The organism is Bradyrhizobium monzae, from assembly GCF_021458635.1.
Lineage (GTDB): Bacteria > Pseudomonadota > Alphaproteobacteria > Rhizobiales > Xanthobacteraceae > Bradyrhizobium.
Map to the genome: position 1 here is coordinate 95,465 of NZ_JAIRDQ010000011.1, position 25,712 is coordinate 121,176.

The 25,712-nt window shown below is 64.7% G+C and carries 25 protein-coding genes; 12 read left to right on the top strand and 13 right to left on the bottom strand.

Annotated elements, in window-relative coordinates; translation table 11 throughout:
• Positions 1-7 precede the first annotated feature (7 nt).
• From K3F49_RS31225 to K3F49_RS31240, 4 genes are read right to left on the bottom strand one after another with little or no spacing between them, the layout of a single operon-like run.
• Positions 8-484: a DUF1178 family protein gene (locus K3F49_RS31225; RefSeq protein WP_234684737.1), complete on the bottom strand. Its 477-nt coding sequence runs from the start codon at positions 482-484 to the stop codon at positions 8-10.
• Positions 481-1,383, bottom strand: coding sequence for a carbon-nitrogen hydrolase family protein (locus K3F49_RS31230; protein WP_234684738.1), 903 nt, complete (start codon positions 1,381-1,383; stop codon positions 481-483). Before K3F49_RS31230 ends, K3F49_RS31225 begins: the two co-directional genes overlap by 4 nt.
• Positions 1,380-1,655 carry a glutaredoxin 3 gene (grxC, locus tag K3F49_RS31235; protein WP_234684739.1) on the bottom strand — a complete coding sequence of 92 codons (276 nt, stop codon included), beginning with the start codon at positions 1,653-1,655 and terminating at the stop codon, positions 1,380-1,382. Before grxC ends, K3F49_RS31230 begins: the two co-directional genes overlap by 4 nt.
• Before the next feature lie 47 nt (positions 1,656-1,702).
• Entirely contained in the window at positions 1,703-2,500 is a 798-nt protein-coding gene (locus K3F49_RS31240; protein WP_234684740.1) for a ComF family protein, read from the bottom strand.
• A gap of 64 nt (positions 2,501-2,564) precedes the next feature.
• Here K3F49_RS31240 and K3F49_RS31245 point away from each other — a divergent pair, with 64 nt between their 5' ends.
• Positions 2,565-3,413, top strand: coding sequence for a methyltransferase domain-containing protein (locus tag K3F49_RS31245; protein WP_234684899.1), 849 nt, complete (start codon positions 2,565-2,567; stop codon positions 3,411-3,413).
• Between the two features lie 122 nt (positions 3,414-3,535).
• Here K3F49_RS31245 and K3F49_RS31250 read toward each other — a convergent pair whose 3' ends face one another.
• The 3 genes from K3F49_RS31250 to K3F49_RS31260 form a co-directional block, all read right to left on the bottom strand.
• The gene (locus K3F49_RS31250; protein ID WP_234684741.1) at positions 3,536-3,946 is read right to left on the bottom strand and encodes a (deoxy)nucleoside triphosphate pyrophosphohydrolase; all 411 of its coding nucleotides are present in this window, start codon (positions 3,944-3,946) and stop codon (positions 3,536-3,538) included.
• An 8-nt stretch (positions 3,947-3,954) separates the two neighbouring features.
• Positions 3,955-5,196, bottom strand: coding sequence for a bifunctional glutamate N-acetyltransferase/amino-acid acetyltransferase ArgJ (gene argJ, locus K3F49_RS31255; protein ID WP_234684742.1), 1,242 nt, complete (start codon positions 5,194-5,196; stop codon positions 3,955-3,957).
• Between the two features lie 131 nt (positions 5,197-5,327).
• Positions 5,328-6,242, bottom strand: coding sequence for a peptidylprolyl isomerase (locus K3F49_RS31260; RefSeq protein WP_234684743.1), 915 nt, complete (start codon positions 6,240-6,242; stop codon positions 5,328-5,330).
• Between the two features lie 352 nt (positions 6,243-6,594).
• Between K3F49_RS31260 and secA the strand changes: the two genes are divergently transcribed.
• Entirely contained in the window at positions 6,595-9,435 is a 2,841-nt protein-coding gene (gene secA / locus K3F49_RS31265; protein ID WP_234684744.1) for a preprotein translocase subunit SecA, read from the top strand.
• Positions 9,436-9,666: 231 nt separating this feature from the next.
• Here secA and K3F49_RS31270 read toward each other — a convergent pair whose 3' ends face one another.
• Entirely contained in the window at positions 9,667-10,101 is a 435-nt protein-coding gene (locus K3F49_RS31270) for a MarR family winged helix-turn-helix transcriptional regulator (protein ID WP_234684745.1), read from the bottom strand.
• A 179-nt stretch (positions 10,102-10,280) separates the two neighbouring features.
• On the opposite strand from K3F49_RS31270, the gene K3F49_RS31275 reads away from it, so the two are divergent.
• From K3F49_RS31275 to K3F49_RS31305, 7 genes are all read left to right on the top strand, one after another.
• Positions 10,281-11,465, top strand: a complete 1,185-nt coding sequence (locus K3F49_RS31275; protein WP_234684746.1) for a substrate-binding domain-containing protein — start codon at positions 10,281-10,283, stop codon at positions 11,463-11,465.
• Between the two features lie 162 nt (positions 11,466-11,627).
• The gene (locus K3F49_RS31280) at positions 11,628-13,142 is read left to right on the top strand and encodes an amidase (RefSeq protein ID WP_234684747.1); all 1,515 of its coding nucleotides are present in this window, start codon (positions 11,628-11,630) and stop codon (positions 13,140-13,142) included.
• A 99-nt stretch (positions 13,143-13,241) separates the two neighbouring features.
• Entirely contained in the window at positions 13,242-14,099 is an 858-nt protein-coding gene (locus K3F49_RS31285) for a branched-chain amino acid ABC transporter permease (protein WP_148776439.1), read from the top strand.
• Between the two features lie 4 nt (positions 14,100-14,103).
• Entirely contained in the window at positions 14,104-15,318 is a 1,215-nt protein-coding gene (locus K3F49_RS31290) for a substrate-binding protein (protein WP_234684748.1), read from the top strand.
• Positions 15,319-15,324: 6 nt separating this feature from the next.
• Complete coding sequence (locus K3F49_RS31295; RefSeq protein ID WP_234684749.1) at positions 15,325-16,428, top strand: branched-chain amino acid ABC transporter permease; 1,104 nt, start codon at positions 15,325-15,327, stop codon at positions 16,426-16,428.
• Positions 16,418-17,149, top strand: a complete 732-nt coding sequence (locus K3F49_RS31300; protein ID WP_234684750.1) for an ABC transporter ATP-binding protein — start codon at positions 16,418-16,420, stop codon at positions 17,147-17,149. The genes K3F49_RS31295 and K3F49_RS31300 overlap by 11 nt, the downstream gene beginning before the upstream one ends.
• Positions 17,142-17,837, top strand: a complete 696-nt coding sequence (locus tag K3F49_RS31305; RefSeq protein WP_234684751.1) for an ABC transporter ATP-binding protein — start codon at positions 17,142-17,144, stop codon at positions 17,835-17,837. Before K3F49_RS31300 ends, K3F49_RS31305 begins: the two co-directional genes overlap by 8 nt.
• A 22-nt stretch (positions 17,838-17,859) precedes the next feature.
• On the opposite strand, the gene K3F49_RS31310 is transcribed toward K3F49_RS31305, so the two are convergent.
• From K3F49_RS31310 to K3F49_RS31325, 4 genes are all read right to left on the bottom strand, one after another.
• Positions 17,860-19,374, bottom strand: a complete 1,515-nt coding sequence (locus tag K3F49_RS31310; protein ID WP_234684752.1) for a L,D-transpeptidase family protein — start codon at positions 19,372-19,374, stop codon at positions 17,860-17,862.
• A 364-nt stretch (positions 19,375-19,738) separates the two neighbouring features.
• On the bottom strand, positions 19,739-20,701 hold the full coding sequence (locus tag K3F49_RS31315) for an acetyl-CoA carboxylase carboxyltransferase subunit alpha (protein ID WP_234684753.1): 963 nt from the start codon (positions 20,699-20,701) through the stop codon (positions 19,739-19,741).
• Between the two features lie 188 nt (positions 20,702-20,889).
• On the bottom strand, positions 20,890-21,858 hold the full coding sequence (gene xerD, locus K3F49_RS31320; protein ID WP_234684754.1) for a site-specific tyrosine recombinase XerD: 969 nt from the start codon (positions 21,856-21,858) through the stop codon (positions 20,890-20,892).
• A gap of 17 nt (positions 21,859-21,875) precedes the next feature.
• Positions 21,876-22,022, bottom strand: a complete 147-nt coding sequence (locus K3F49_RS31325) for a hypothetical protein (RefSeq protein ID WP_008144572.1) — start codon at positions 22,020-22,022, stop codon at positions 21,876-21,878.
• 170 nt (positions 22,023-22,192) lie between these two features.
• On the opposite strand from K3F49_RS31325, the gene K3F49_RS31330 reads away from it, so the two are divergent.
• The 3 genes from K3F49_RS31330 to K3F49_RS31340 are packed head-to-tail and all read left to right on the top strand — an operon-like array spanning position 22,193 to position 25,308.
• The gene (locus K3F49_RS31330) at positions 22,193-22,816 is read left to right on the top strand and encodes a shikimate kinase (protein WP_234684755.1); all 624 of its coding nucleotides are present in this window, start codon (positions 22,193-22,195) and stop codon (positions 22,814-22,816) included.
• Complete coding sequence (gene aroB, locus K3F49_RS31335; RefSeq protein WP_234684756.1) at positions 22,813-23,961, top strand: 3-dehydroquinate synthase; 1,149 nt, start codon at positions 22,813-22,815, stop codon at positions 23,959-23,961. The genes K3F49_RS31330 and aroB overlap by 4 nt, the downstream gene beginning before the upstream one ends.
• A 42-nt stretch (positions 23,962-24,003) precedes the next feature.
• Entirely contained in the window at positions 24,004-25,308 is a 1,305-nt protein-coding gene (locus tag K3F49_RS31340) for an HlyC/CorC family transporter (protein WP_234684757.1), read from the top strand.
• Between the two features lie 32 nt (positions 25,309-25,340).
• Here K3F49_RS31340 and K3F49_RS31345 read toward each other — a convergent pair whose 3' ends face one another.
• Complete coding sequence (locus K3F49_RS31345; protein WP_234684900.1) at positions 25,341-25,610, bottom strand: BolA family protein; 270 nt, start codon at positions 25,608-25,610, stop codon at positions 25,341-25,343.
• Positions 25,611-25,712 lie beyond the last annotated feature (102 nt).

Below are 25,712 nucleotides of genomic sequence, written 5' to 3' on the forward strand. Positions count from 1 at the left end.
TCGCGCTTCAGTTCCGGTCTTCCGGCAGTATCGGCAGCGGCGACACTTCGATGCCTTCGTCGATCAGCGATTTTGCTTCGTCGGGCGAGGCCTCTCCGTAGATCGGGCGGTGCTCCTTGTCGCCGTAATGCATCGCTCGGGCTTCGTTGGCAAAGCGCTCGCCGACATTGTCCGCGTTCTTGACGATGTGGTCGCGCAGCTCTTTCAGCTTGGTGCGGAGCTCTTTCTCCTGCGCCATCATCAGCGAGGTGGGTCCAGACGGGGCAGCTTCGGGCGCGGCAGTCGTAGCCGGCTCCGGCGGCGGTGTTGCGCGGCCCTTCTTGCCGACGATGCGCGGCGCCATGATTGCCTTGTCGACCTTGGCCGAGCCGCAGATCGGGCAGGTCACGAGCTTGCGCTTCACCTGCGAATCATAAGCCGACGAGCTCTGGAACCAGCTCTCGAACGCGTGCTTGCGGTCGCAATGGAGCGCGTAGCGGATCATGCCGATCCCCGCACCAGATGCAGATGATCCGGCCCGGCCTTGGGATCGGAGACGCCGAAGCGGCGGCCGTGCTGGAGCGAGGGAATCGCGCGGCGTGCGGTCTCGACCTTGGCCGGGTCGATCTTGGCCATGATGATGCCGGGCTCGACATCGCCCTCGGCGAGGATCTCGCCCCAGGGATCGATGATCAGCGAGTGACCATAGGTCTCGCGCTTGTTCTCGTGGGTGCCTGCCTGGGCGGCCGCGAAGATGAAGCAGCCGGTCTCGATCGCGCGCGACCGCAGCAGGATGTGCCAGTGCGCCTCGCCGGTCTTGCGGGTGAAGGCGGAGGGAACCGTGATGAAATAGGCACCGCTTTCAGCCAGCGCGCGGTAAAGCGCGGGAAAGCGCACGTCGTAGCAGATCGTCAAGCCCACGCGGCCCCAGGGCAGGTCGGAGATCACGGCGGTCTCGCCCGGCTGGTAATTGGCGGATTCGCGATAGCTCTCACCGTCCGGCAGCTCGACGTCGAACATGTGGATCTTGTCGTAGCTCGCGAGCACTTGGCCGTCGGGCCCGATCAGGAAGGAGCGGTTGACCGCCTTTTCGGCTGAGAAGCGCAGCGCCAGCGAGCCGACATGGATATGGATCTTCAGCTCGGCCGCGAGCGCGCGATACGCCTTCAGCGAGGCGTCGTCCTCTTCGCTCTGCAGATGCTCGAACAGCGCCTTGCGGTTCAGCTGCATCATGTTGCTGACTTCGGGCGTCTGCACGTAGTCGGCGCCGTTGGCCGCGGCCTGGCGGATCAGCTTCGTTGCCTGTGCAAGGCTCGGCTCGGGCATCAGGCCGGTGCGCATCTGAATCATGGCCGCGGTGAAAGTGCGATCTTGAGCTTGATCTTGAGCTTGATCCTGGCTCATGAGACCGCCTTGACGCTATCGAGGAGGCCGTCGAGCTTGCCTTCGCGGTCGAGCGCGTAGAGGTCGTCGCAGCCGCCGATATGGGTTCCGCCGATCCAGATCTGCGGGAAGGTCGAGCCCTCGCCGGCGCGGTCGTACATCTCGTCGCGCCAGGAGGGGTTCTGGGCGACGTCGAATTCCGTGAAGGTCGCCTTCTTGCGGGTCAGAAGCGACCTGGCAGCGGAACAATAGCCGCACCCCGGCCTGGTGTAGATCTCGACAGCAGCGGTCATGGCGTCCAGCGCTCTCATGTCATGAATTTGTTGAATTATATGGGAGTTTACCGGCTCTCGACAACCCGGGCAAAGACCAGCACGTCGACCTGGGCCGCCTTGGCACGAAGCAGCGCACGCGCGCAGGCATCCAGCGTCGCACCTGATGTCAGGACATCATCGACCAGGATGATGCGCCGGCCCTGGACCTCGGCCTGACGGTCTGGGGATACCTGGAATGCGCCCTGCACATTGGTGGCGCGCTGGGCCCGCGACAGGCCGATCTGCTGCTCGGTGGCGCGCACACGGCGCAGCACCTCGCCCCGCACCTTGACCCCGCTCTGCCGTGCGATGATGTGCGCCAGCGCGCCGGACTGGTTGTAGCGGCGGCGCCAGGCCCGGCGCCAATGCAGGGGCACCGGGACCAGCATGTCAGCGCCGGCAAGCAGCTCGCCGCCCGCGCGCGCCATCCAGCGGCCCATGGCAGGCGCGAGATCCGTGCGGTCCTGGTATTTCAGCGCATGCACCAGCGTGCGCGCGACATCGTCATAGCGCACCGCTGCGCGTGCCCGCTGATAGGCGGGCGGACTGGCGATCGCCTCCATCGACAGCATGTCGGGACCGGGATCATAGACAAAGGGAATGCCGAGCCGCGGGCAGTACGGCCGTTCGATGAACGACAGCCGCGCCCAGCAAGCCGCGCAAACGCCCTCGCCATCCACCGGCTCGCGGCAGGACACGCAGAGCGTCGGCAGCGCAATGTCGAGCACGAGCCTCGCCGCGCGCGACAGCACGTGGCGGCCGGCCGTCCATGCGGCACGCAAGGGTGCGGCGATGGAGCGGGGTGGGGTGGCGTCGGCGTCCATGGCGGAAGGCTAGCGCCGCATGCACCGGATTGCCAGAACCGCCGTGATCGGCGTAACCAGCGGCATGGCTCAGAACCCGCAGACCCCGCCGGCCTTGTTCGATCGCGCATTGCTGCATGCGCGGCAGCAGCGCGCGCGTGCGCAAGGGGCCGTGAGCTTCCTGCTCGACCGGGTCGCCGAGGACATGTCGGACCGGCTGGCCGCGGTGATGCGCGAATTCCACGCGCCGGCTGATCTCTGGACGCCCGGTGAGGGGCTCGCGACGCTGCGGGCGCGGTTGCCGTCCATCGAACTGATCGCGCTCGATGCGGCGGGCTCTGAGACATTGCCCTTCGCGCCGGAAAGGCTCGATCTCGTCGTCTCAGCGCTGGCGCTGCAATTCGTCAACGACCTGCCGGGCGTGCTCGCGCAAATTCGCCGTGCGCTGCTGCCGGACGGGCTAATGCTTGCGGCGATGATTGGCGGCGACAGCCTCACGGAGTTGCGGCAGGCGTTCGCCGCGGCGGAAGCCGAATGCGAGGGTGGCGTGTCGCCGCGCGTGGCGCCGTTCGCCGATCTGCGCGACGTCGGCGCGCTGTTGCAGCGCGCGGGCTTTGCGTTGCCGGTCACCGATGTCGATCGCGTCGTGGTGCGTTATTCCAGCGCGTTCGCGCTGATGCAGGATCTCCGCCGCATGGGCGCGGCCAATGTGCTGGTCGAGCGGAGGCGTACGCCGAGCCGTCGTGCGACCCTGCTGCGCATGGCCGAAATCTATGCGGAGCGCTTTGCCGATGCCGACGGTCGCATTCGTGCGACGTTCGACATCATCTGGCTCTCCGGCTGGGCCCCGCATGCGAGCCAGCAGCAGCCGCTGAAGCCGGGATCGGCGAAGGCGAGCCTGGCGGAGGCGGTGAAGAAGGCGGGGAAGACGTGAGTTCTCTCCTCCGTCATGGCCGGGCTTGACCCGGCCATCCACGTCTTTCAGCTCAGCACGAAGATCGTGGATGCCCGGGACAAGCCCGGGCATGACGTTGAGAGTGTGGCGACGGCCTCCGCTCACATCAGCAGATCGATCAAGTGCGGAATCAGCGGAATGTCCGCCGGCGGCATTGGATAATCGCGCAATTTGTTGGCGCGGACCCAGGCAAGGGCCTGGCCTTCGCGGGCCTCGACGATCCCTTCCCAGCGTCGGCAGATGTAGAGCGGCATCAACAGATGAAAGGTCTCGTAGCCGTAGCTCGCGAATGTCAGCGGGGCCAGACACGGCTCGGCGACGGTGATGCCGAGCTCCTCGTTGAGCTCGCGGATCAGGCTCTGCTCCGGCCGCTCGCCGGGCTCCAGCTTGCCGCCGGGAAATTCCCAGAGGCCGGCGAGCGTCTTGCCTTCGGGGCGCTGCGCGATCAGGACGCGCTTGTCGGCGTCGACCAGCGCGCACGCCACCACCAGTGTCAGTCTGAGATCGGCCATGCGTGAGCTTACGACCTGTAGTCGCCGTTGATCGCGACATATTCCTTGGTGAGGTCGCAGGTCAGCACGCGGTCGCGGCCCTTGCCGAGGCCGAGCGAGACCTTGATCGCGATCTCGGGGGCCTTCATCGCTTCCGACACCTGCGCCTCGTCATAGGACGAATCGCGCGCGCCGCTCTTGGCGACGCGGATGCCGTTGAAGGAGATCGAGAGCTTGTCGCGGTCGGCCGGCTCGCCGGCCTTGCCCACCGCCATGACCACGCGGCCCCAATTGGCGTCCTCGCCGGCGATCGCGGTCTTGACCAGCGGCGAGTTCGCGATCGACATCGCGATCTTGCGAGCGGAAGCCTTGGTCTTGGCGCCCTCGACGGTGATCTCGACCAGTTTTCGCGCGCCTTCACCGTCGCGGGCCACTTGCTCGGAAAGATTGGCGAGGATCTGGTTGAAGGCTTTCACGAAAGCCTTCAGGCGCGGATCGCCGGCGCGGCTGATCCTGGGTGCGCCCTGCTCGGCAGCAGCGCCGGTGGCGAAAGCCAGCAGCGTGTCCGAGGTCGAGGTGTCGCCGTCGATGGTGACCGCGTTGAACGTGTCTTCGACGCCGGCCTTGAGCAGCGCCTGGAGCGCCACGGGCGCGATCGGGGCGTCGGTGAAGATGAAGGACAACATCGTTGCCATGTCGGGGGCGATCATGCCGGCGCCCTTGGCCATGCCGTTGATGGTGACCTTGGCCTTGCCGAGCTTCACGGTCGCGGTCGCGACCTTGGGGAAGGTGTCGGTGGTCATGATCGCCTTGGCGGCGGCGAGATAATCGCCGGCCTCGGCGGTCTCGGCGAGGCGGCCCAACACGCCGTCGAACTTGGTTGCGTCCAGGGGCTCGCCGATCACGCCGGTCGAGGCCAGGAAGATCTCGCTCTCGCTGCAGCCGACGGCCTTGGCCGCGATCTTCGCGGTCAGCGCGGTGGAGCTGCGGCCGGTCTTGCCGGTGAAGGCGTTGGCATTGCCGGAATTGACGACCAGCGCGCGCGCCTTGCCACCCTTCAGTTTTGCACGGCACCATTCGACCGGCGCGGACGGGCACTTCGACTTGGTGAAGACGCCCGCGACCGCGGTGCCCTTGTCCATGATCGCCAGCAGCACGTCGGTGCGGTTCTTGTAGCGGATGCCGGCCTCGGCCGTCGCGAGACGGACGCCCGCGATCACGGGCATGTCGGGAACGTTCTTCGGGGCGAGCGGGGAGACGGTTGAGGACATCGCGGGGGCGCCTTGGTGAGGTCTGGACATGCAGATGCCCGGCCCCTCTTTGCGAAGACGCGCTTCGCGCTTGGGGCCGGGCATCAGGTAGGCTTAAATACTCTTCACGTCAGCGAAGTGACAGCGAATTCTTACTTCTTCGCTGGGGGAGCCATCTTGCTGTCGGAAGGCTTGGCCGCGTCGGCCGGCTTGGCGTCGGCCGCCGGCTGGTCCGTCCGCTCGACCTTGGCTTCGGCGCGGAGCTTGGCGACGTAGTCGGCCTGGGCCTTGCGGGTGACGTACTGCTCGATCTGGGGCCTGACCTGGTCGAACTCAGGCGCCTTGCGGTTGCGCTTTTCCTCGACCTTGATGATGTGCCAGCCGAACTGCGACTTCACGGGATCGGAAATCTTGCCCGGCTCGAGCGCGAACGCGACAGCCGAGAATTCGGGCACCATCTGTTCCTTGGTGAAGAAGCCGAGGTCGCCGCCGTCGGCGGAGCCGGGATCCTTGGACTTCTTCTTGGCCAGCTCGGCGAAATCGGCGCCCTTGTCGAGCTCGGCCTTCACCGCCTTGGCCTCGTCCTCGGTCTCGACCAGGATGTGGCGGGCGCGGACTTCCTGCTCGCCGGTGATCTGCTTGGAGGCCTCCTCATAGACCTTCTTCATGGCGTCGTCGTTGGTGGCGGCCTTGCCTTCCTGGGCCAGCAGGCTGTCCATCAGGAGGCGGTTGCGGGCGAACGCCATCCGCTTCTTGAATTCCTCGCCGTCGGCGACCTTCTTGTCCTCGGCGGCCTTGGCCACGATCTTCATGTCGATCAGGAACGACAGGACGTTCTCGTCCTTGGTCGCGGGATCCATCTGGGCGAGGCTCGGTCCGAGTTCCTCCTCGGCCATCGTCACGTCGCTCTTCTTGATTTCAGCGCCATTGACCTTCGCCAGGACCGGATCGTCGGCGGCCCGGAGCGGGCCCGCGAACGCCAGGCACAGCGCCAAGGCAAAGCAGCCAGCCAGGGCGGACGCGTGGCGGAAACGCTGGCCGGTGGTTACCGGGAACGAGGTGGTCATGCAAAATCCTTATGTTGAAGCAGGGGCTGCTTAAGCGGGGCGGACACTCGCCCAATTCAGGGGGGCTTGGCAACGCGAAAAGTCTGTCAAAATGATGAATTAGCCGCAATGCGCCCGCCGTTGACAAGGCCCTGACCGGGCCATATCTCTGCCCGGTCGCGACCATGGCGATGGCGTTTATTTTGCTGCGTTTTTGGCCGTTGAACCCAGACTAGCCCAATTCCCACCCATATGGCGGATGACCCCCGCAGTCCGGGCTCTGACGCCAGCAGGCGTCACGGTGAGTTGATAGGCAGGCGGGTGACAACTTCTTGGCTGCAACGCGGTTAAATCGCGAACACAGGAACTAGGCATGATCGGCGCGCTCGCCCGCAAGTTTTTCGGCTCCGCCAATGACCGGCGGGTGAAGGGATACCAATCCCGCGTCAACGCGATCAACGCGCTTGAGCCCGAGGTCTCGAAATTATCCGACGAGGCGCTCAAGGCCCGCACCGCCGAGTTCAAGCAGCAGCTTGCCGAGGGCAAGACGCTCGACGACCTGCTGGTGCCTGCCTTCGCCACGGTGCGCGAGGCTGCCAAGCGCACGCTCGGCCAGCGCCATTTCGACGTGCAGCTGATCGGCGGCATGGTGCTGCACGAGGGCGACATCGCCGAGATGAAGACCGGTGAAGGCAAGACGCTGGTCGCAACGCTGGCTGTTTACCTCAACGCGCTCGCCGGCAAGGGCGTCCACGTCGTCACCGTCAACGATTACCTCGCTCGCCGCGACTCCGGCTGGATGGGCCAGATCTACGGCTTCCTCGGCCTGACCACGGGCGTCATCGTCCACGGCCTCGACGATGCCGAGCGCAAGGCGTCCTATGCCTGCGACATCACCTACGGCACCAACAACGAATATGGCTTCGACTATCTGCGCGACAACATGAAGTACCGGCTCGAGGACATGGTCCAGCGGCCGCACTTCTACGCCATCGTCGACGAAGTCGACTCGATCCTGATCGACGAAGCGCGCACGCCGCTGATTATCTCCGGCCCGCTCGACGACCGTTCCGACTTCTACAACACCATCGACTCGTTCCTGCCCAAGCTCGACAAGAGCGACTACGACGTCGACGAGAAGCAGCGTACGGTGACGCTGACCGAAGCCGGCATGGAGAAGATCGAGAAGCTGCTCCGCGATGCCGGCCAGCTCAAGGGCGAGTCGCTCTACGACGTCGAGAACGTCTCTGTCGTGCACCACATCAACCAGGCGCTGCGCGCCCACACGCTGTTCACCCGCGACAAGGACTACATCGTCCGCGACGACGAGGTCGTGATCATCGACGAGTTCACCGGCCGCATGATGCAGGGCCGCCGCTATTCCGAAGGCCTGCACCAGGCGCTGGAAGCCAAGGAACACGTTCAGGTCCAGCCCGAGAACCAGACGCTGGCCTCGATCACCTTCCAGAACTACTTCCGCATGTACGAAAAGCTCGCCGGCATGACCGGCACGGCACTGACGGAAGCGGACGAACTGTTCGACATCTACAAGCTCGAGGTCGTGGAAATCCCGACCAATCTGGCGGTCGCCCGCCTGGACGAGGACGACGAGGTCTATCGCACCCAGAACGAGAAATACGCCGCGATCCTGGCCGAGATCGAGCGCGCCAATGCGCGGCTGCAGCCGGTGCTGGTCGGCACCGCCTCGATCGAAAAGTCGGAGGTGATTGCCGAGTACCTCAAGAAGCACGGCTACCGGCAGATCGACTTCGGCAACGAGAACTCGATGCAGAAGCTGTACGCCGCGGCGCGCGCCAACAAGCCGGCAAAGCTGTTCGCGGTGCTGAACGCGCGCTTCCACGAGCAGGAAGCCTACATCGTCGCCGAGGCCGGCGTCCCCGGCGCGATCACGATCGCGACCAACATGGCCGGCCGCGGTACCGACATCAAGCTCGGCGGCTCGCTCGAAATGCGCATCCAGCAGGAGACTGCTGATATCGCGGACGAGGCCGAGAAGGCCAGGAAGATCGAGCAGATCAAGGCTGACATCGAGCACTTCCGCGAGATCGTGCTGAAGGCCGAGGAGACCGTCGAGATCGAGCCGGCGAAGGGCTCGAAGCCGGCCAAGACCGTCAAGAAGCCGGGTGGCCTCTACATCATCGGCTCCGAGCGGCACGAATCCCGCCGCATCGACAACCAGCTGCGCGGCCGCTCCGGCCGTCAGGGCGACCCCGGCCGCTCGAAGTTCTTCCTGTCGCTGGAAGACGATCTGATGCGCATCTTCGGCTCGGATCGCCTCGACAGCATGCTCCAGCGTCTCGGCCTGCAGGAGGGCGAGGCGATCATCCATCCCTGGATCAACAAGGCTCTGGAGAAGGCGCAGCAGAAGGTCGAAGCGCGCAACTTCGACATCCGCAAGAACCTCCTCAAGTTCGACAACGTCCAGAACGACCAGCGCAAGGTGATCTTCGACCAGCGCGTCGACCTGATGAAGGACGACAGCGTTGCCGAGACCGTCACCGACATGCGCCACGCCTTCATCGACGACCTCGTCGCCAAGCACGTGCCCGAGCATGCCTATGCCGAGCAATGGGACGTCGCCGGCCTGAAGGACGAGCTCAAGCGCGTGCTCGATCTCGACCTGCCGGTCGAGGGCTGGGCCAAGGAAGAGGGCATCGCCGACGAGGAACTGCTCAAGCGCATCGAGACCCGCGCCGACGAGCATATGGCGGCCAAGGTCGGGCAATGGGGTCCCGACGTGATGCGTTACGTCGAGAAGACCATCCTGCTGCAGACGCTCGACCATCTCTGGCGCGAGCACCTGATCATGCTCGACCATCTGCGTCAGGTCATCGGCCTGCGCGGCTACGGCCAGCGCGATCCGCTGCAGGAATACAAGACCGAAGCCTTCAATCTCTTCCAGGAGATGAGCGCGCATTTGCGCGAGGCCGTCACTGCGCAGCTGATGCGGGTCGAGATCGTCCCGCCGGAGCAGGAAGCTCCGCTGCTGCCGCAGATGGAAGCCCACAAGCTCAACCCGGACACCGGCGAAGACGAAATGGCCGTCGCCAACGTTTCGCTGGCCCCGCAGGCCACCGACGCCGCGTTGCGCGATCCCAAAAACCCGGCCAGCTGGGGCAAGATCGGCCGCAACGAAGACTGCCCCTGCGGCTCAGGCAAGAAGTACAAGCACTGCCACGGGCGGTACGGTTAGCGATTGAAGTTGGAGCGGTGTGGCGCGAGATCAGCGCCTCACACTCCGTTGTCGTCGCACTGCTTGACCGGGCGATCCAGCACGCCGCGGCCTCTCGGTTGAATCTCTATCGTCTCTGGAATACTGGATCGCCCGATTAAATCGGGCGATGACAGCGAGTGTGTGGCGCGTCGCTTGCCCTACATCGTCGTCCTGGATCTGCGCTTCGCTTGTCCAGGACGACGAAGCAACTCAATTCGAGCTATCGATCAAGCTTTCCAGCAGCCGCTTCAGCTCGCTCGTCGACTTGTCGCCGTAGCTCTCCAGGATGTGCTCCTCCTGGTCCACCGCGAGCGAATTGAGCTTCCTGCACAGCACCTTGCCGCGGTCGGAGATGAACATCAGCACCTTGCGGCGGTCGTTCGGGTCCTGCACGCGATAGACCAGCGTGTCGGAGACCATGCGGTCGATCATCTTGGTCAGCGTCGGATGGTTGAGCAGCACCGCGTCCGCAAGCTCGCCCATCGAATGGCCATCGCCGTCCGACAGCACTTTCAGGATGCGCCACTGCTCGACGGGAACTCCCTCCTTGCTCAACCGCAGCTCGAGCTGTCGGTTGATCTCCCGGTTGGCTTGCGCGAGCAGGTAAGCGAGGTGTTCGGTGATTGGAGCGTTCGATTTTGCCACGGCTAAGACTTCGTCTTGACCCAAATGAGTGAATGTCTTGCAATCAATGCTGCTTCTATATGCACTTCAATTGTTGAATATTCAATATTTTCAAAATAGGATGATTGCACAACAAAAGGGCGGAAGCCGCGGCCGCCTGCTCAATGTGCTTTCAGGTCTGGTACCAGACAGGAGTTGGCGTGCGCGCGACGGTAAACTTCCCGGCTCACGGCGGTCCGGCGTTGCCGCCGTCTCTGCTGCTCCGGAATCTGTCGTCATCGGCGGCTGATGGCGCGCTGTCGCCGAGCGATCATGCCTTTCTTCGGCGTCGCGGCACCAACAAGCTACGCGTCGGCTGCTTCATTTGCTGCAGCGGCTCACCCGGGGTCTGGGGTCCCTGCGCGACCAATAGCGCGCAGCTCGCGGTCGCCGAGATCAACAAGCGCGGCGGCATTTTGGGCCGCGAGATCGAGCTTTCCATCTACGACGCCGGCGGACCTCTTGATGAGGTCCTGAACCTCGCCGAGCAGGCCATCGCCTTCGACGAGATTGATCTCATCGTCGGATTGCACACCAGCGCGGTCCGTGTCGGCTTGCGCGACGTCACCAGGCGGCATCGCATCCCCTACATCTACACGCCGGTCTATGAAGGCGGCGAGCGGACGCCGGGCGTGATGGCGATCGGCGAGACGCCGCGCTGGCAGAGCCGGCCGTCGATCCACTGGCTCGCCGACGTCAAGAAGGCGCAGCGCTGGTATCTGATCGGCAGCGATTACGTCTGGCCCTGGCAATCGCACCGCGCCGTGAAGAACTACATCAGGGAAACCGGCGGTCACGTCGTCGGCGAGGAGTTCGTTCCCCTCGGCGAGGACAATCACGAGCCGCATCTGGCGCGCATCCGTGCTGCGAGACCCGACGTCGTGCTCATCTCGCTGATCGGCACCGACAGCAGCACCTTCAACCGCGCCTTCGGCGAATGCGGCTTGGGTGCCACCACGCTGCGGTTTGCAGGCGCCATGGACGACACGGTGCTGCTCGGCATCGGCGCCGACAACAGCGAGAACATGTTCTGCGCCTCCGGCTATTTCACCGGCACCGGCGCGCGCGCCAACGACGACTTCCAGAGCCACTATCGCGCCATGTTCGGACCAAATGCGCCGCCGATCGGCTCGGTCGGACAGTCCAGCTATGAGGGCCTGCGCTTTCTCGAGGCGGTCGCCAACAAGGCCGGCACATTGGCGATGGGGCCGATGATCGCAGCCGGCCGCAACATCGTCTACAGCGGCGCCCGCGGTCCGGTCGCCGTCCGCAACGGGCACGCACGGATGCCGATGCATCTCGCCGAGGCCGACGGTCTCGACTTCAAGCTGATCAAACCGATCTGAGATACCAGCGGCAATCGGGACACGCGCAAATGCAAAATAATACTTGAAAAGGAAAATATTTCCGTTTTGAATGTTTCGGCGAGGCCGGGGTGCGTGCGTCGTGCCTGGGCGGCCGCGCCCAACGATCCGAGAGACCGTTTCAAGAAACTTCAGGAGAGCGCCGTGACAGTTGTCCTTCCCACGCCAGCCCAACTTCGCAGCGTCGCCGAGCAGTGCGGCCTCGCGCTGACCGACGACGATGTCGCCTCGTTCCGCGGCCTGATGCAGGGCTCGATCGATGCCTACAACCTCGTCGGCGCGATGCCGGACGAGGTGCCGGAGGTCAAATATCCGCGCACGCCGGGCTACCGGCCGTCGGCGGAAGAGAACCCGCGCAACGCCTGGTACCGCAAATCGACCGTGAAGGGCGCCGCTAGCGGCAAGCTCAAGGGCAAGACCGTCGCGCTCAAGGATAACATCATGCTCGCCGGGGTGCCGATGATGAACGGCTCCGCGACACTGGAAGGCTACGTGCCGGATTTCGACGCTACCGTCGTTACGCGCATATTGGACGCCGGTGGGGAAATCCTCGGCAAGACCCACTGTGAATCCTTCTGCATGTCCGGCGGCAGCCACACCGGGGCGGTCGGCGCCGTGCATAATCCCTACAAGATGGGCTATTCGGCCGGGGGCTCATCCTCGGGCAGCGGCGTCGTCGTCGCGCTGGGCGAAGCCGACATGGCGATGGGCGGCGACCAGGGCGGCTCGATCCGCATGCCATCCTCGTTCTGCGGTACCTACGGCATGAAGCCGACCTGGGGCCTCGTGCCCTATACCGGCATCATGCCGATCGAGATCTTCGTCGATCACACCGGCCCGATGACGGCGACCGTGGCCGACAACGCGCTGCTGCTCGAGGTGCTCGCCGGCGATGACGGTTACGATCCCCGTATCAAGGCGCCGAAGGTCGAGGAATACACCAAGGCGCTCGGCCAGGGCGTCAAGGGCATGAAGATCGGCATCTTGAAGGAAGGCTTCGAGCAGGCGAATGCGGAAGCCGCGGTCAACGAAAGCGTCCGCGAGGCCGCCAAGCGCTTCAAGGATCTGGGTGCGACGGTCGAGATCGTGTCGATCCCGATGCACCTCGCCGGCCCCGCGATCTGGACGCCGATCGGCACCGAGGGCATGACCCAGACCATGATGTATGGCGACGGCTATGGCCTGTCCCGCGCCGATCTCTACTCCACCACGCTGATGGATTTCCACCGCGGCTGGCGTCGGCAGGCGGACTCGCTGTCCGAGACCACAAAGCTGTTCCTGATGTTGGGCACCTACATCAACAACACTTTCGGTCCCCGCTATTACGGCAAGGCGCTCAACGTCTCGCGACGCCTGACCGCGGCCTATGACAAGGCCTTTGGGGAATACGACCTGCTGCTGCTGCCGACGACGCCGATGAAGGCGACCAAGCTGCCGGAGCCGACGGCCAGTCGCGAGGACTATGTCGCCCGCGCGTTGGAGATGATCTCCAACACCGCGCCGTTCGACATCACCCATCATCCGGCGATGTCGCTGCCCTGCGGCATGGTCGACGGCCTCCCCGTCGGCCTGATGCTGGTTGGTCGCATGTTCGAGGAATCCACCATCTATCGCGCCGCGCACGCCTTCGAGCAGATCGGCGACTGGAAGAAGATGTGAGTGAAGCATTGATGCAGACGAACGGAAGATCAGAGCGTTTTCGAGCGAAGTGGATACCGGTTCGCGTGAAGAAAACGCGTCAAAATAAGAATCTACCTCATGGCTAACGCGTTCGTCGCGGCATTCGAAATCCTGAGCTTTGGCGCGATCATCGTCCTGATCGTGCTGGGGCTCGGGATCATCGCCAGCATGATGGGCATCTTCAACTTCGCGCAAGGCGAGTTTGTCCTGCTCGGGGCCTACATCACCTATCTCGCTTACGCCAAGGGCCTGCCGATCTGGACCGGCATGGTGGCGGCCCCCTTCCTGGTCGGCGCACTCGGCTTCGTGCTGGAGGCGCTGATCATCCGGCGCTTCTACGCCGCGCCGATCGTGGCGATGCTCGGCACCTACGCGCTCGGCCTGATTATCCGTGAATCCGTGCGCGGCCTGATCGGCGGTTTCTATCTCACCGTCCCCGAGCCGATCGGCGGCTCGATCGACATCGGCACCATGCACATCTCGGCGTGGCGCTTCACCATCATCGTCATCACGCTGCTGGTCATGGTTGGTTGCTACCTCCTGCTGTCGCGCACGAATTTTGGTCTGCGCATGCGCGCAACGCTGGAGAACCCGTCGCTGGCACGCGCATCGGGCATTTCCACGCCCTTGATGTACGGCGCCACCTTTGCCTTTGGGTCTGCGCTCGCCGGTCTTGCCGGCGCGCTGATCGTGCCGGTGTTCAGCCTCTATGCCGATCTCGGCATCCGTTTCCTGATCCAGGGCTTCGTCGCGGTCATGGTCGGTGGGGTCGGGTCCTTCATCGGCCCCGTCGCCGGCGCCGGTGTCATCGGCACGCTCAGCGCCGCGCTGCCCTGGGTCATGGCGCCTGTCGTCGCCGACGTCCTCGTCTTCGTTCTCGCCATTGCCTTCATCAAATTCCGGCCGCAGGGCCTCATCGCTGGAAAAGGGGTTTAGTCACATGTTCGATCGTCAACTCTCACGCCGCCGCTTCATGTCCAATCTCGCCTTCGCGTCCGGTGCGGTCGCCACCGGTGTCGGCAGTTGGGTGATGCCGGCGCCCTGGGCCAATGCGGCCGAAGCCCCGATCAAGGTCGGCATCGCGACCGATCTCACCGGCCCGATCGCTTACGCCGGCAATGCCGACGCCAACGTCGCCAAAATGGTGATCAAGGAGATCAACGCGGGCGGTGGCCTGCTCGGTCGTCCGCTCGAACTCTACATCGAGGACACTGCCTCGAACGAATCGGTGGCGGTGGGTAACGTGCGAAAGCTGATCCAGCGCGACAAGGTCGACATGGTGCTCGGCGGCATTACGTCTTCGATGCGCAATGCGATCAAGGACCCGATCGTGGCGCGCGGCAAGACGCTCTACATCTATCCGCAGCTCTACGAAGGCAAGGAGTGCACGCCCTACCTGTTCTGCACCGGGCCGACGCCGGCACAGCAGTGCGACGAATTCATCCCCTGGCTGATCAAGAACGGTGGCAAGAAATTCGCGCTGCCGAGCGCCAATTATGTCTGGCCGCATACGCTCAACGTCTACGCCCGCAAGGTGATCGAGGCGAATGGCGGCGAGGTCGTGTTCGAAGAGTATTACCCGCTCGACCAGGTCGACTTCTCCGCGACCGTCAACCGCATCATCTCCAACAAGGTCGACGTCGTCTTCAACACCGTCATCCCGCCAGGCGTCGGCCCGTTCTTCAAGCAGCTTTATGAAGCAGGCTTCCTCAAGAACGGCGGCCGTCTCGCCTGCGTCTACTACGACGAGAACACGCTCAATATCAACCAGGCCGCCGAGATCGAGGGCCTTGCGAGCTGCCTCGACTATTTCAAGGTGCTGACCAAGGAGAACCCGTTCGACGCCAAAATCCAGGCGGCCTACGAGAAGGACTTTCCGGGCAACTTCCTGTTCGCCGCCGGCAGTGCTGCGACCGGCACCTATCGCGGCCTCAAGCTGTGGGAAGCGGCGGTGAAGGAAGCCGGCAAGGTCGACCGTGACTCGGTTGCGGCCGCGCTCGATCACGCCAAGATCGCGGAAGGGCCGGGCGGACCGGCCGAGATGGTGCCGGGCAAGCGGCACTGCAAGATGAAGATGTATACCGCCGTCGCCAAGGCCGGGAACTACGAGATCGTCGGACGCAGTGACGGTCTCGTCGATCCCAAGGAATGCTAAGGTCAGATGCCGAAGTCGATGGGCGCAGTGAAACAGGCAATCCCCGCCGAGATCGGCGGGGAGACGGACATTGTAATGGATAACAGCGGAGCGGCGCCACAGGTCGCGGCGGGACGAAAAGTCCTGCCGATCGTGGAGGGCGTGGTGCTCGTCGCCGCGCTGGCCGCGCCGCTGGTGCTGCAGGATTACCTCACGGTGTTCGCAACGCGCGTAATCATCCTCGCACTGTTCGCGCTGTCGTTCGATCTGGTCTGGGGCTATGCCGGCATCATGAGCTTCGGCCAGGCCCTGTTCTTCGGCTCGGCCGGCTATGGCGTCGCGCTGCTCGCGCGCGATCTGGACATCACCAACATCTTCCTGGTGCTACCGGCGGGCACGGTGATCGGTCTCACCTTTTCGCTTTTGCTTGGCGGCTTCCTGCTGCTGGGACGGCATCCCTCCAGCGTGATCTTCGTCTCGCTCGGCACCTTGACCGGCTCTTACGCCGCCGATCGTCTCGCGCGCGGCTGGTATTATCTCGGCGGCCAGAACGGCATTCCCTCGATTTCATCGATGACGCTCGGTGGCTACGAGTTCTCCGAGGGCCCGCCGTTCTACTACCTCGTTCTCGGCATCCTGATTGTCGTCTACCTGCTCTGCCGCTTCCTGGTGCGCTCGCAGTTCGGGCTGGCGCTCGCCGGCCTGCGCGAGAACGAGCAGCGCATCGCCTTCTTCGGCTACAAGGCGCAACACCTCAAGGCGATCATCTTCGCGGTCGGCGGCGCCATCGCAGGGCTTGCCGGCAGCCTCTATGCCTTCCACGAAGGCTTCGTCTGGCCCAATATGGTCGGCGTCGTGGTCTCGACGCAGGTGGTGCTCTACGTGCTGTTCGGCGGCTCCGGCACGCTGATCGGCGCCGTCATCGGCGCCGTCATCGTCGAGGGCGTCAGCTTCTGGCTGTCGGACAATTATCGCGACATCTGGCCGATCATTTTAGGATTGTTGCTGCTGCTCGTGATCCTGTTCCGGCCGCTCGGCCTGATCAGTTTCGTGCTCGGCGAACGCGAGCGGGTCGGCAGCTTCGGGGCGAAGGCCAAAGGAAGCATCAAGGAGAAGCGCAATGCTCCTTGAAGCCGCCGGCATCTCCAAGATATTCGGCAAGCTCACCGCGCTCGACGGCGCGGCCTTGACTGTCGGCGAGAACGAGTTTCACGGCCTGATCGGCCCCAACGGCTCGGGCAAGAGCACGCTGATGAAGTGCATCGCCGGTGCCGAAGTGCCGACGCAGGGCAAGGTGAGCTTCGTCAACACCGACATCACCGCCTTCACGCCGACCGAACGGGCGCGGGCCGGCATGAGCCTGAAATTCCAGATCACCAGCGTGCTGCCGTCGCTGACGCTGTACGACAACATCCTGCTCGCGCTGCAGGCGCAGTCCTCGCTGCTCGACCTCGTGTTCTCGCGCACGCGGGACGCGCTGCACGACCAGGTCATGACCATGCTGACCCAATTCCGTCTCGCCGACCGCGCCTTCGATGCGGCTGCCGCGCTGTCGCATGGCCAGCAGCAATGGCTGGAGATCGCGATGGCGCTTGCCGGCAAGCCCAGGCTTCTTTTGCTCGACGAGCCGACCGGCGGCATGAGCCTGGAGGAGCGTCGCGTCACCGGCGAATTGCTGCAGCCGATCAAGCAGCATTGCTCGCTCGTCATCGTCGAGCACGACCTCGATTTCATCCGCGACATCTGCGATCGGCTGACCGTACTCGACCAGGGCAAGGTGCTGGCATCGGGCACCGTGTCCGAGATCCAGGCCAACAAATCCGTTCAGGAGATTTATCTGCGCCGTGCCTGAATTTTTGGACATCAAGCATCTCGACGCCGGCTATGGCCGCAGCCAGGTCCTGTTCGACGTCAATCTCGGCATTCCCTGGCGCGGCGGCGTCGCGGTGCTCGGGCGCAATGGCGCCGGCAAGACCACACTGATGAAGACCATCGTCGGCGAGCTGCCGGCGTGGAAGGGCGAGGTCGGCTTCGACGGCCGTGACATCAGCCGCCGCCGGCCCGAAGAACGCGTCCGCGCCGGCATCGGCTACGTGCCGCAGGAGCATTCGGTGTTTGCGCGCCTGTCTGTGCGCGACAATCTCGCGGTCGGCTCGCTCTTCAACAAGGACGCCACCGCGGTCGATCGCGTGCTGGCGATTTTCCCGAAACTCGGTCAGCGCCTCGACCAGCCCGCCGGCACGCTTTCCGGCGGCGAGCGCAAGATGCTCGCCATCGGCCGCGCCATGCTGGGCGATCCGAAATTGCTGCTGCTGGACGAGCCGACCGAAGGCGTCTGGATCGGCGTGATCGAGGAGATCACCGAGCGCCTGATCGAGCTCGCCAAGAATATCGCCGTCATCATCGTCGAGCAGCACCTCGACCTCGCGCTCCGCGTCGCCGACTACGCCTACGTGCTCGATCGCGGAAGGGTCGCGCTGCAAGGGCAGGCGGCCGAGGTGAGAGGCAATCCGGAGCTGATGCGGTACCTGGCGCCGTAGGTATTCGCCGGCCTAACGCCGCCTATTTCACCGCGCCAAAGCGGCTGTCGAACGAATTCGACGACACCACCGGTGCTGCGCCGGCCAACTGCGCGCCGTCACCCGCACCACCGCTCACCGACGGCTTCAATGCGGGGCGCGTCGCGGCGACCACCTTGGTCTCGGCGGGCTTCGCCGGCTCGGCGGGTTTTGCGGCAACCGCCGGGGCGTCCTTGGACTTGTCGTGGCCGGGCACGAAGCGCGTCACCGCGGCCCTCAGCCTGGAGGCCGTGCTCGGCGCCGCGGGGGCCGGGGTCACCGAGGCGGTCGCTTGCGGCGCTGATGTCGTTGCTGTCGTGTCCGCGGCGCCCAGGCCCATCTTGCGGCCGAGATTGGAGAAGAAGCCGCCGGATTTGTCGGCCGAGGCGACGCGGGTGTTGGCCGCAGGGGCTGCGACTGCGACGACCGGCTCTTGCTGCGGCGCGGCTGCGGCCGGCTCGAGATTCGGCTTCGGCGGGTTGACGGTGCCGGGGATCGTGCCCGGAGCCTTCGACATCGCCAGCATCTGCAGCGTATTGCCTTCGGCGCCTTCCGACAGGCCGGTCGAGCCTTCCGGAATCTTCGCGGCAAAGATCTTGTTCATGCCGCCGTCGATACCGGTGTTCATGCGCGCCACCGGCGTGCCCTTGGCGACGAGCTTGTTGTACTCGGCCTCGTCGCGCTGCTCTTTCTCGCGTACGGCGCTGGCGATGTCCTCGGGGATCACATAGGCCGGGCACTTCGCGGAAGCGTCGAACACGGGATCGCGCTTGGCATCGGGCGCCTTCGCGGCGTCGAACACGTATTTCCGCTCGCAGAAGTCGACCTTCGGCTCCTGCCGCGTCACCTCGAAATGATCATAGCCTTCCTTGATCATCTTCCAGAAGGCCATGTTCGGATTGTTGCGGTGCTTGGCCATGTTCACCGGCGTCATCTTGAACGGATACGCCTGGAACTGGAACGCCTTCTGGCCGCCGAAGAAGGACTCGCGCCCCAACGAATAGATCTCCGCGATCTGCTCGTCCGTCATCGCGTAGCAGCCGCGCGACGAGCAATCGCCGTGCACCATCAGCTGCGAGCCGGTGCGGCCGAGCGCCTTGTCGAACGCGTTGGGGAAGCCGGTGTTGAACGAGAGGTAATAGGCCGATTGCGGATTCATCTGGCTCGGGTTGATCGAGTAGAATCCTTCCGGCGCCTGGCGATCGCCTTCGCGCACCTTCGGTCCGAGGTCGCCCGACCAGCGGCAGATCGGATAGGTCTTGAGCAGTGCGAACTGGCCGGAGCGGGTCTGCTTCCAGATCTCGAGCTCGGCCTCCGACTTGAACAGGCGGATCAGGATCGGCGATTGCAGATCCATGTCCTTCTCGCCCATCGCGGCGACGAGCTTTGGCGAGACCGGCTGATTGGCCTTGGCGTTGGTCGCAAGCGAGACCTGGTCAGTGTCGCAGCCGGCCAGCACGATGCTGGTGGCAAGCGCGACCGAAGCCAAAAGCGCACGAGCAAGCGAACGAGAATTCAAGATGGACCCCACAACGTGCCGGGCAAGGAGCGCGAACCCCGATCTTTGGAGCATGGCCTGACCGGAGAACCGGACCTTATTCAGACCAAGCCCCAGCGCTTATGCCCTGAAGCCATTGATTAAAATTCTAACCTCCGCGCCTTTGGGTCGCAACCCGACCGGGGATCACGAGCCCGTTGGCGAGGCGGCGTGGTCAACAGAGACTTAAACTGGGCCGTAACTTGGGACTCAATGGGGCTTTGCAGCCAAACCGCTACAGAGATCGCCGATTTGGGCAAAAAAAGGGTTAATGCGGGGTTACCGGCCCCACTTCACCTCTCCCGCTTGCGGGGGAGGGAGCGCACTGGCGCTCAATCAGCCCGAATCAGCCCAGTTTCCGGCCGATATCGAGGAATTTCTGCCGGCGCTGCTTGCGGATGGCGTCGCCGTCCAGGCCGCGCAGCTCGTCGAAAGCCTTGGCGATGGCATCGCCCGTGGTGGCGATCATGGCCGCGGGGTCGCGGTGGGCGCCGCCGACCGGCTCCTTCAAGATGCTGTCGATCACGCCGAAGCGCAGCATGTCCTGGGCGGTGATCTTCATGTTGTTGGCGGCTTCCTGCGCCTTGCTGCCGTCGCGCCAGAGGATCGAGGAGGCGGCTTCCGGCGAGATCACGCTGTAGATCGCGTGCTCCAGCATCAGCACCTTGTTGGCGGTGGTGATGGCGATGGCGCCGCCCGACATGCCCTCGCCGGTGATGATGGCGACGTTCGGCACGGTCAGCGCCATGCAGGCATCGGTCGAGCGCGCGATCGCCTCGGCCTGGCCGCGCTCCTCGGCGCCGATGCCGGGATAGGCGCCGGCGGAATCGGCGAGCGACAGCACCGGCAGGCCGAACCGCTCGGCCATCTCCATCAGCCGCACGCATTTGCGATAGCCCTCGGGCCGCGCCATGCCGAAATTGTGCTTGATGCGGCTCTCGGTGGAATCGCCCTTTTCCTGGCCCATCACGCAGATGGCTTCGCCGCGGAAGCGGCCGAAGCCTGCGACCAGCGCCTCGTCCTCGCCGAACTTGCGATCGCCGGCGAGCGGGGTGAATTCGGTGATCAGGCCCTTGATGAAGTCGTTGAAATGCGGCCGCTGCGGATGCCGCGCGACCAGCGTCTTCTGCCACGGCGTCAGGTTCTGATAGAGGTCCGCCAGCGCCTGCGCCGCCTTGTCCTCGATCCGTCCGATCTCATCGGCGATGTCGGTGCCGGAGGCCGCTAGCGTCCTGAGCTCATCGACCTTGGAGTCGAGCTCGGCGACGGGCTTTTCGAAGTCGAGATAGCTGCGCATCTGGTCTGGCATCAACTCAGTATAGGAGGACGGGGCGGAGAGGCGAAGCGAGGTTGGCTTCTCGTAAAGAAGTGTAGCTTCTTCAAGGGCTTGACCTGTGCACTCGCAGGAGCGCGCCAAATCACGAATGAGGCCACGGCTCTTTCTGCGGAGATGTGGCCGAAGTCAAGGCGGTTTCGGCCGCCGCCGCGCAGCGGCGGCTACTTCTCCGCCAGCGGATGCAGGTCGCGCACCAGGCTCTTCAGCCGCTCCTCGACCACATGGGTATAGATCTGGGTGGTCGAGATGTCGGTATGGCCGAGCAGGGTCTGCACGATGCGCAAATCGGCGCCATTGTGGAGGAGGTGGCTGGCGAACGCGTGGCGCAGCACGTGAGGGGAGACCAGGCGCGCCTGAAGCCCCGAGGCGACCGCGAGCTCCTTGAGGTCGCGGGCAAAATGCTGCCGCGTCAGATGTCCGCTCTCGCCGAACGAGGGAAACAGCCATTTCGTGGTGGCGACACTGCCCTTCTTCTCGCCTTTCGCGGCTTCCGTCGCCGCGAGGTAATCCGCCATCGCCTGCCGCGACGCCTCGTTCAGCGGCACCAGCCGTTCCTTGTCGCCCTTGCCGCGCACCACGATCATGCGGGCGTCGCGCTTGGCCGCCGTGCGCGGCAGCGACACCAGCTCGGAGACGCGCAGGCCCGTGGCGTAGAGCACCTCGAGCAGGCAGTAGAGCCTTAAAGAACGCAGTCGCTGCGACGGCGAGGCGTCCGCGGCGTCGCTCGTCTCCTTGGCGCGGCGGAGCATGCGATCGACATCTGATATCGACAGCACCTTTGGCAAGCCGCGGCCGCGCTTGGGGCCGGACAGGATCGCCGCGGGATCCTCAGTTCGGATGCGCTCGTTCAGCAGAAAGCGGAACAGGTGTCGCATCGCCGACAGCCGCCGCGCGACACTGGAGGATTTGAACCCGCGCGTATCGAGGTCGGCAAGATAGTCGCGCAGCGTCTGGGTTTCGGCGTCTGCGAAACCATGGCCGGTGCGGCCGAGAAACTCGGAGAAATCGGTGAGGTCGCGGCGATAGGCATCGAGCGTATTGGGTCCGGCGCCTTGTTCCGCTGCGAGCATGTCGAGGAACAGGCCGGTGAGCTTGGCGTCGGAGGGCTTGCTGGCGGATGATTTGCGCATGCCTCGGAGGCTAGCTGCTATTTCTTGAGAAATTTATCCGGCGGGATCGTCACCGTCATTTCCCGCGGCTTCGGATTGACGAAGTTGGCCAGCGCGAACACCACGCCATAGACGATGCCGGCAAGCACGGCGACGACCGTCAGGAAGCGGAACAGGCTGGGCATCGGGCAAGGTCTCGACGAAGGTCTCGAACGGGCAAATTAACCAATGAAATCATCCAACATGTTCGCCGTTTCGTGGCAAGAGTCCTCTGGCGAGGGCCCCGAGGGGGTCGTATAGGTGGCCGGGATGCCGCCTTTGGCGGCAAATTGAGCGAGATCCAGAGCAAGGTCGAATGTCCGACGCCGCGTTGCCAGCACAAGCGAGCCCTGAGGCCGACATCCTGTCGGCGCTCGGGACCCGTTCGATCGTGCTGGTCGGCATGATGGGCGTCGGCAAGTCGACCATCGGCCGCCGCATGGCGGCGCGGCTCAAGCTGCCCTTCATCGACGCCGACACCGAGATCGAGGCGGCGGCCGGCATGACCATACCGGAGATTTTCGAGCGCCATGGCGAGCCGCATTTCCGCGATGGCGAGGCGCGGGTGATCGCGCGCCTGTTGGACGGCGGGCCGGTGGTGCTGGCGACCGGCGGCGGCGCCTTCATGCGCGAGGAGACGCGGAGCCGGATCGCGGCGAAGGCGATCTCGATCTGGCTCAGGGCCGACCACGACGTCATCATGCGCCGCGTGCGCCGCCGCGCCGACCGGCCTCTGCTCCAGACCCCCGATCCCGAAGGCACCGTGACGCGCCTGCTCACCGAGCGCGAGCCGGTCTACGGCAAAGCCGACCTCACCATCGCCTCGCGCGACGTGCCGCACGACAGGATCGTCGACGAGACCATCGAGACGCTGCGCGCCCATCTTTGCGGCGAGAGCGCGTCCCAGCCTCCAGCCGACGTCGCGAGTGCCGTTCGATGACTGCGCCCCTGAAACATTCCGACCCCGTCAAGGTCGATGTCGCGCTCGGTGACCGCGCCTATGACATCGTCATCGGTCGCGGCGTGCTGTCCTCGCTCGGCGAGCGGGTCGCCGCTTTGCGCCCCGGCGTGCGCACCGCGATTGTCACCGACCGCACCGTCGCAAAATACTGGCTCGAGCCGACCGAGGCCTCGCTCGCTGCCGCCGGCATTCCGACCTCGCGCGTCGTCGTCGAGGAAGGCGAGATCTCAAAAACCCATGCGGGGCTGGAAAAGGTCAGCGAGGCCCTGATCGCGGCAAAGATCGAGCGCAACGATCTCGTCATCGCGCTCGGGGGCGGCGTGGTCGGCGATCTCGCCGGCTTTGCCGCCTCGATCCTGCGCCGCGGTGTCGATTTCGTGCAGGTGCCGACTTCGCTGCTGGCGCAGGTCGATTCCAGCGTCGGCGGCAAGACCGGCATCAACTCGCCGCAGGGCAAGAATCTGCTCGGCGCCTTCCACCAGCCGGTGCTGGTCATTGCCGACACCGCCGTGCTGGACACGCTGTCGCCGCGGCAGTTCCGCGCCGGCTATGCCGAGGTCGCCAAATATGGCGTGCTCGGCGACGAGGCCTTCTTCGCCTGGCTGGAGAAGAATCATTCCGACATCTTCAAAGGTGGCTCCGCGCGCGAGCACTCGATCGCGACCTCCTGCCGCGCCAAGGCCGGTGTCGTCTCGCGTGACGAGCGTGAGACCGGCGAGCGCGCGCTGCTCAATCTCGGCCACACCTTTGGCCACGCGCTGGAAGCTGCGACCGGCTTCTCCGACCGCCTGTTTCACGGCGAGGGCGTTTCGATCGGCATGACGCTGGCGGCGCAGTTTTCCGCAAAACTCGGCATGATCGGCGAGGCCGACGCGGCGCGCGTGGAGCGGCACCTCATCGAAGCCGGTCTTCCGACGCGCCTGCAGGACATCGCCGGCTTCGCGCAGGAAGGCCTCGCGGACGCCGACGCGCTGATGGCGCTGATGGCGCAGGACAAGAAGGTCAAGCGCGGCAAGCTCACCTTCATCCTGCTGGAGGCTGTGGGGCGCGCCGTCATCGCCAAGGACGTCGAGCCGGCGCCGGTGCGCGACTTCCTCAAGGACAAGCTCGCCCTCAAGGCGTGAGACTCGGCTCAACGGCGCTAAAACAAGAAACCAGAGTGGTTCATGGACTGGCTCGGCTTCACCATCGTCATCATCTGCCTGCTCGTGTCCGGCTTCTTCGCCGCGAGCGAGACCGCGCTGACCGGCGCCTCGCGCGCCAGCATGCTGCGGCTCTCCAAGCAGGGTAATCGCGACGCCGACGTTGTCTCGCAACTGCTCGACATGCGCGAGCGCCTGATCGGCGCGCTGCTGCTCGGCAACAACATCGCCAATATTAGCGCCTCGGCGCTGGCCACCAGCATATTCACGGCCTGGTTCGGCGATGTCGGCGTGCTCTATGCCACCGGTGTGATGACGGCGCTGGTCGTGATCTTCGCGGAAGTGCTGCCCAAGACCATCGCCATCAACGCGCCGGACCGGATGGCGCTCGCGGTCGCACGCCCGATGCGGCTGACCATGTACGTGCTGGGGCCGCTGCTGCGGGTCGTCGAAGTCATCGTCCGTCTGCTGATGCGCCTGTTCGGCCTTGCCGGCGAGCACCAGGCGATCCTGTCGCCGACCGAGCGCCTGCGCGGCGCGGTCGACCTCTTGCACCACGAGGGCAAGTTCGAGAAGCAGGACCGCGACATGCTCGGCGGCCTGCTCGATCTGCGCGAGCTCCAGGTCTCCGACGTCATGATCCATCGCACCGAGATGATGATGATCAACGCCGATCTGCCGCCGGAGGAGCTGGTGCGGGAGGTGCTGGCGACCGAATACACCCGCATCCCGCTCTGGCGCGAGAAGCCCGAAAACATCATCGGCGTGCTCCACGCCAAGGATCTCCTGCGCGCGATCCGCGCCGCCGACGGCGACACCTCGCGCATCGACGTGTCCACCATCGCGCTGCCGCCCTGGTTCGTGCCCGAGATGCGGCCCGTGTCCGAGCAGCTCAAGGCATTCCGCCGGCGAAAAACCCATTTCGCACTCGTCGTCGACGAGTACGGCGAAGTTGAAGGTCTCGTGACGCTGGAAGACATTCTGGAAGAGATCGTCGGTGACATCTCCGACGAGCACGACGTGGTGGTCGCCGGCGTGCGCGCCCAGCCGGACGGCTCCGTCGTGGTCGACGGCTCGGTGCCGATCCGCGACCTCAACCGCGCCATGGACTGGCGCCTGCCCGATGGAGAGGCCACCACGGTTGCCGGCCTCGTCATTCACGAGGCGCGCTCGATCCCCGACCGCGGTCAGAGCTTTACGTTCCACGGCTTCCGCTTCCGCGTCCTCCGCCGCGAACGCAACCGCATCACCGCGCTCCGTATTTCACCGGTGCCGCGCGAGGCCGAAATGGAAGAGGCGAAGCCGAGAAGAGCCGGGACGTCGTTTTGATTCCCCTGCCTCCAGGGGAGGGTAAGACAAGATCACCCTTCCCCCGGTGCCTGCGCGTGGATCGCCAGCGCATGTACGCTGCCCGAAAGTTCCGCAGCCAGCGCCGCATTTATCATGCGGTGACGGTCGACCCGGCTCTTCCCTTTGAAGGCTTGAGATACAATATAAACGCGAAAGTGCGTCTCGCCGCTGGGCCGATGGCCGGCGTGACCCTCATGCAGATGTGACTCGTCGACGACTTGCAGGCTTTCCGGCGTGAAAGCTTCCTGCAACTTGTTGCTGATAGTGTCTTTCATAACCATGACTGCCATTAAAGCGTGCGATCGTGCCCCGTCAATTGCATAGGCCGCCTCTGGCGGCCGTACTTCAAAGACGCCGAAACGAAGTTTCGGCTATGGGTTATC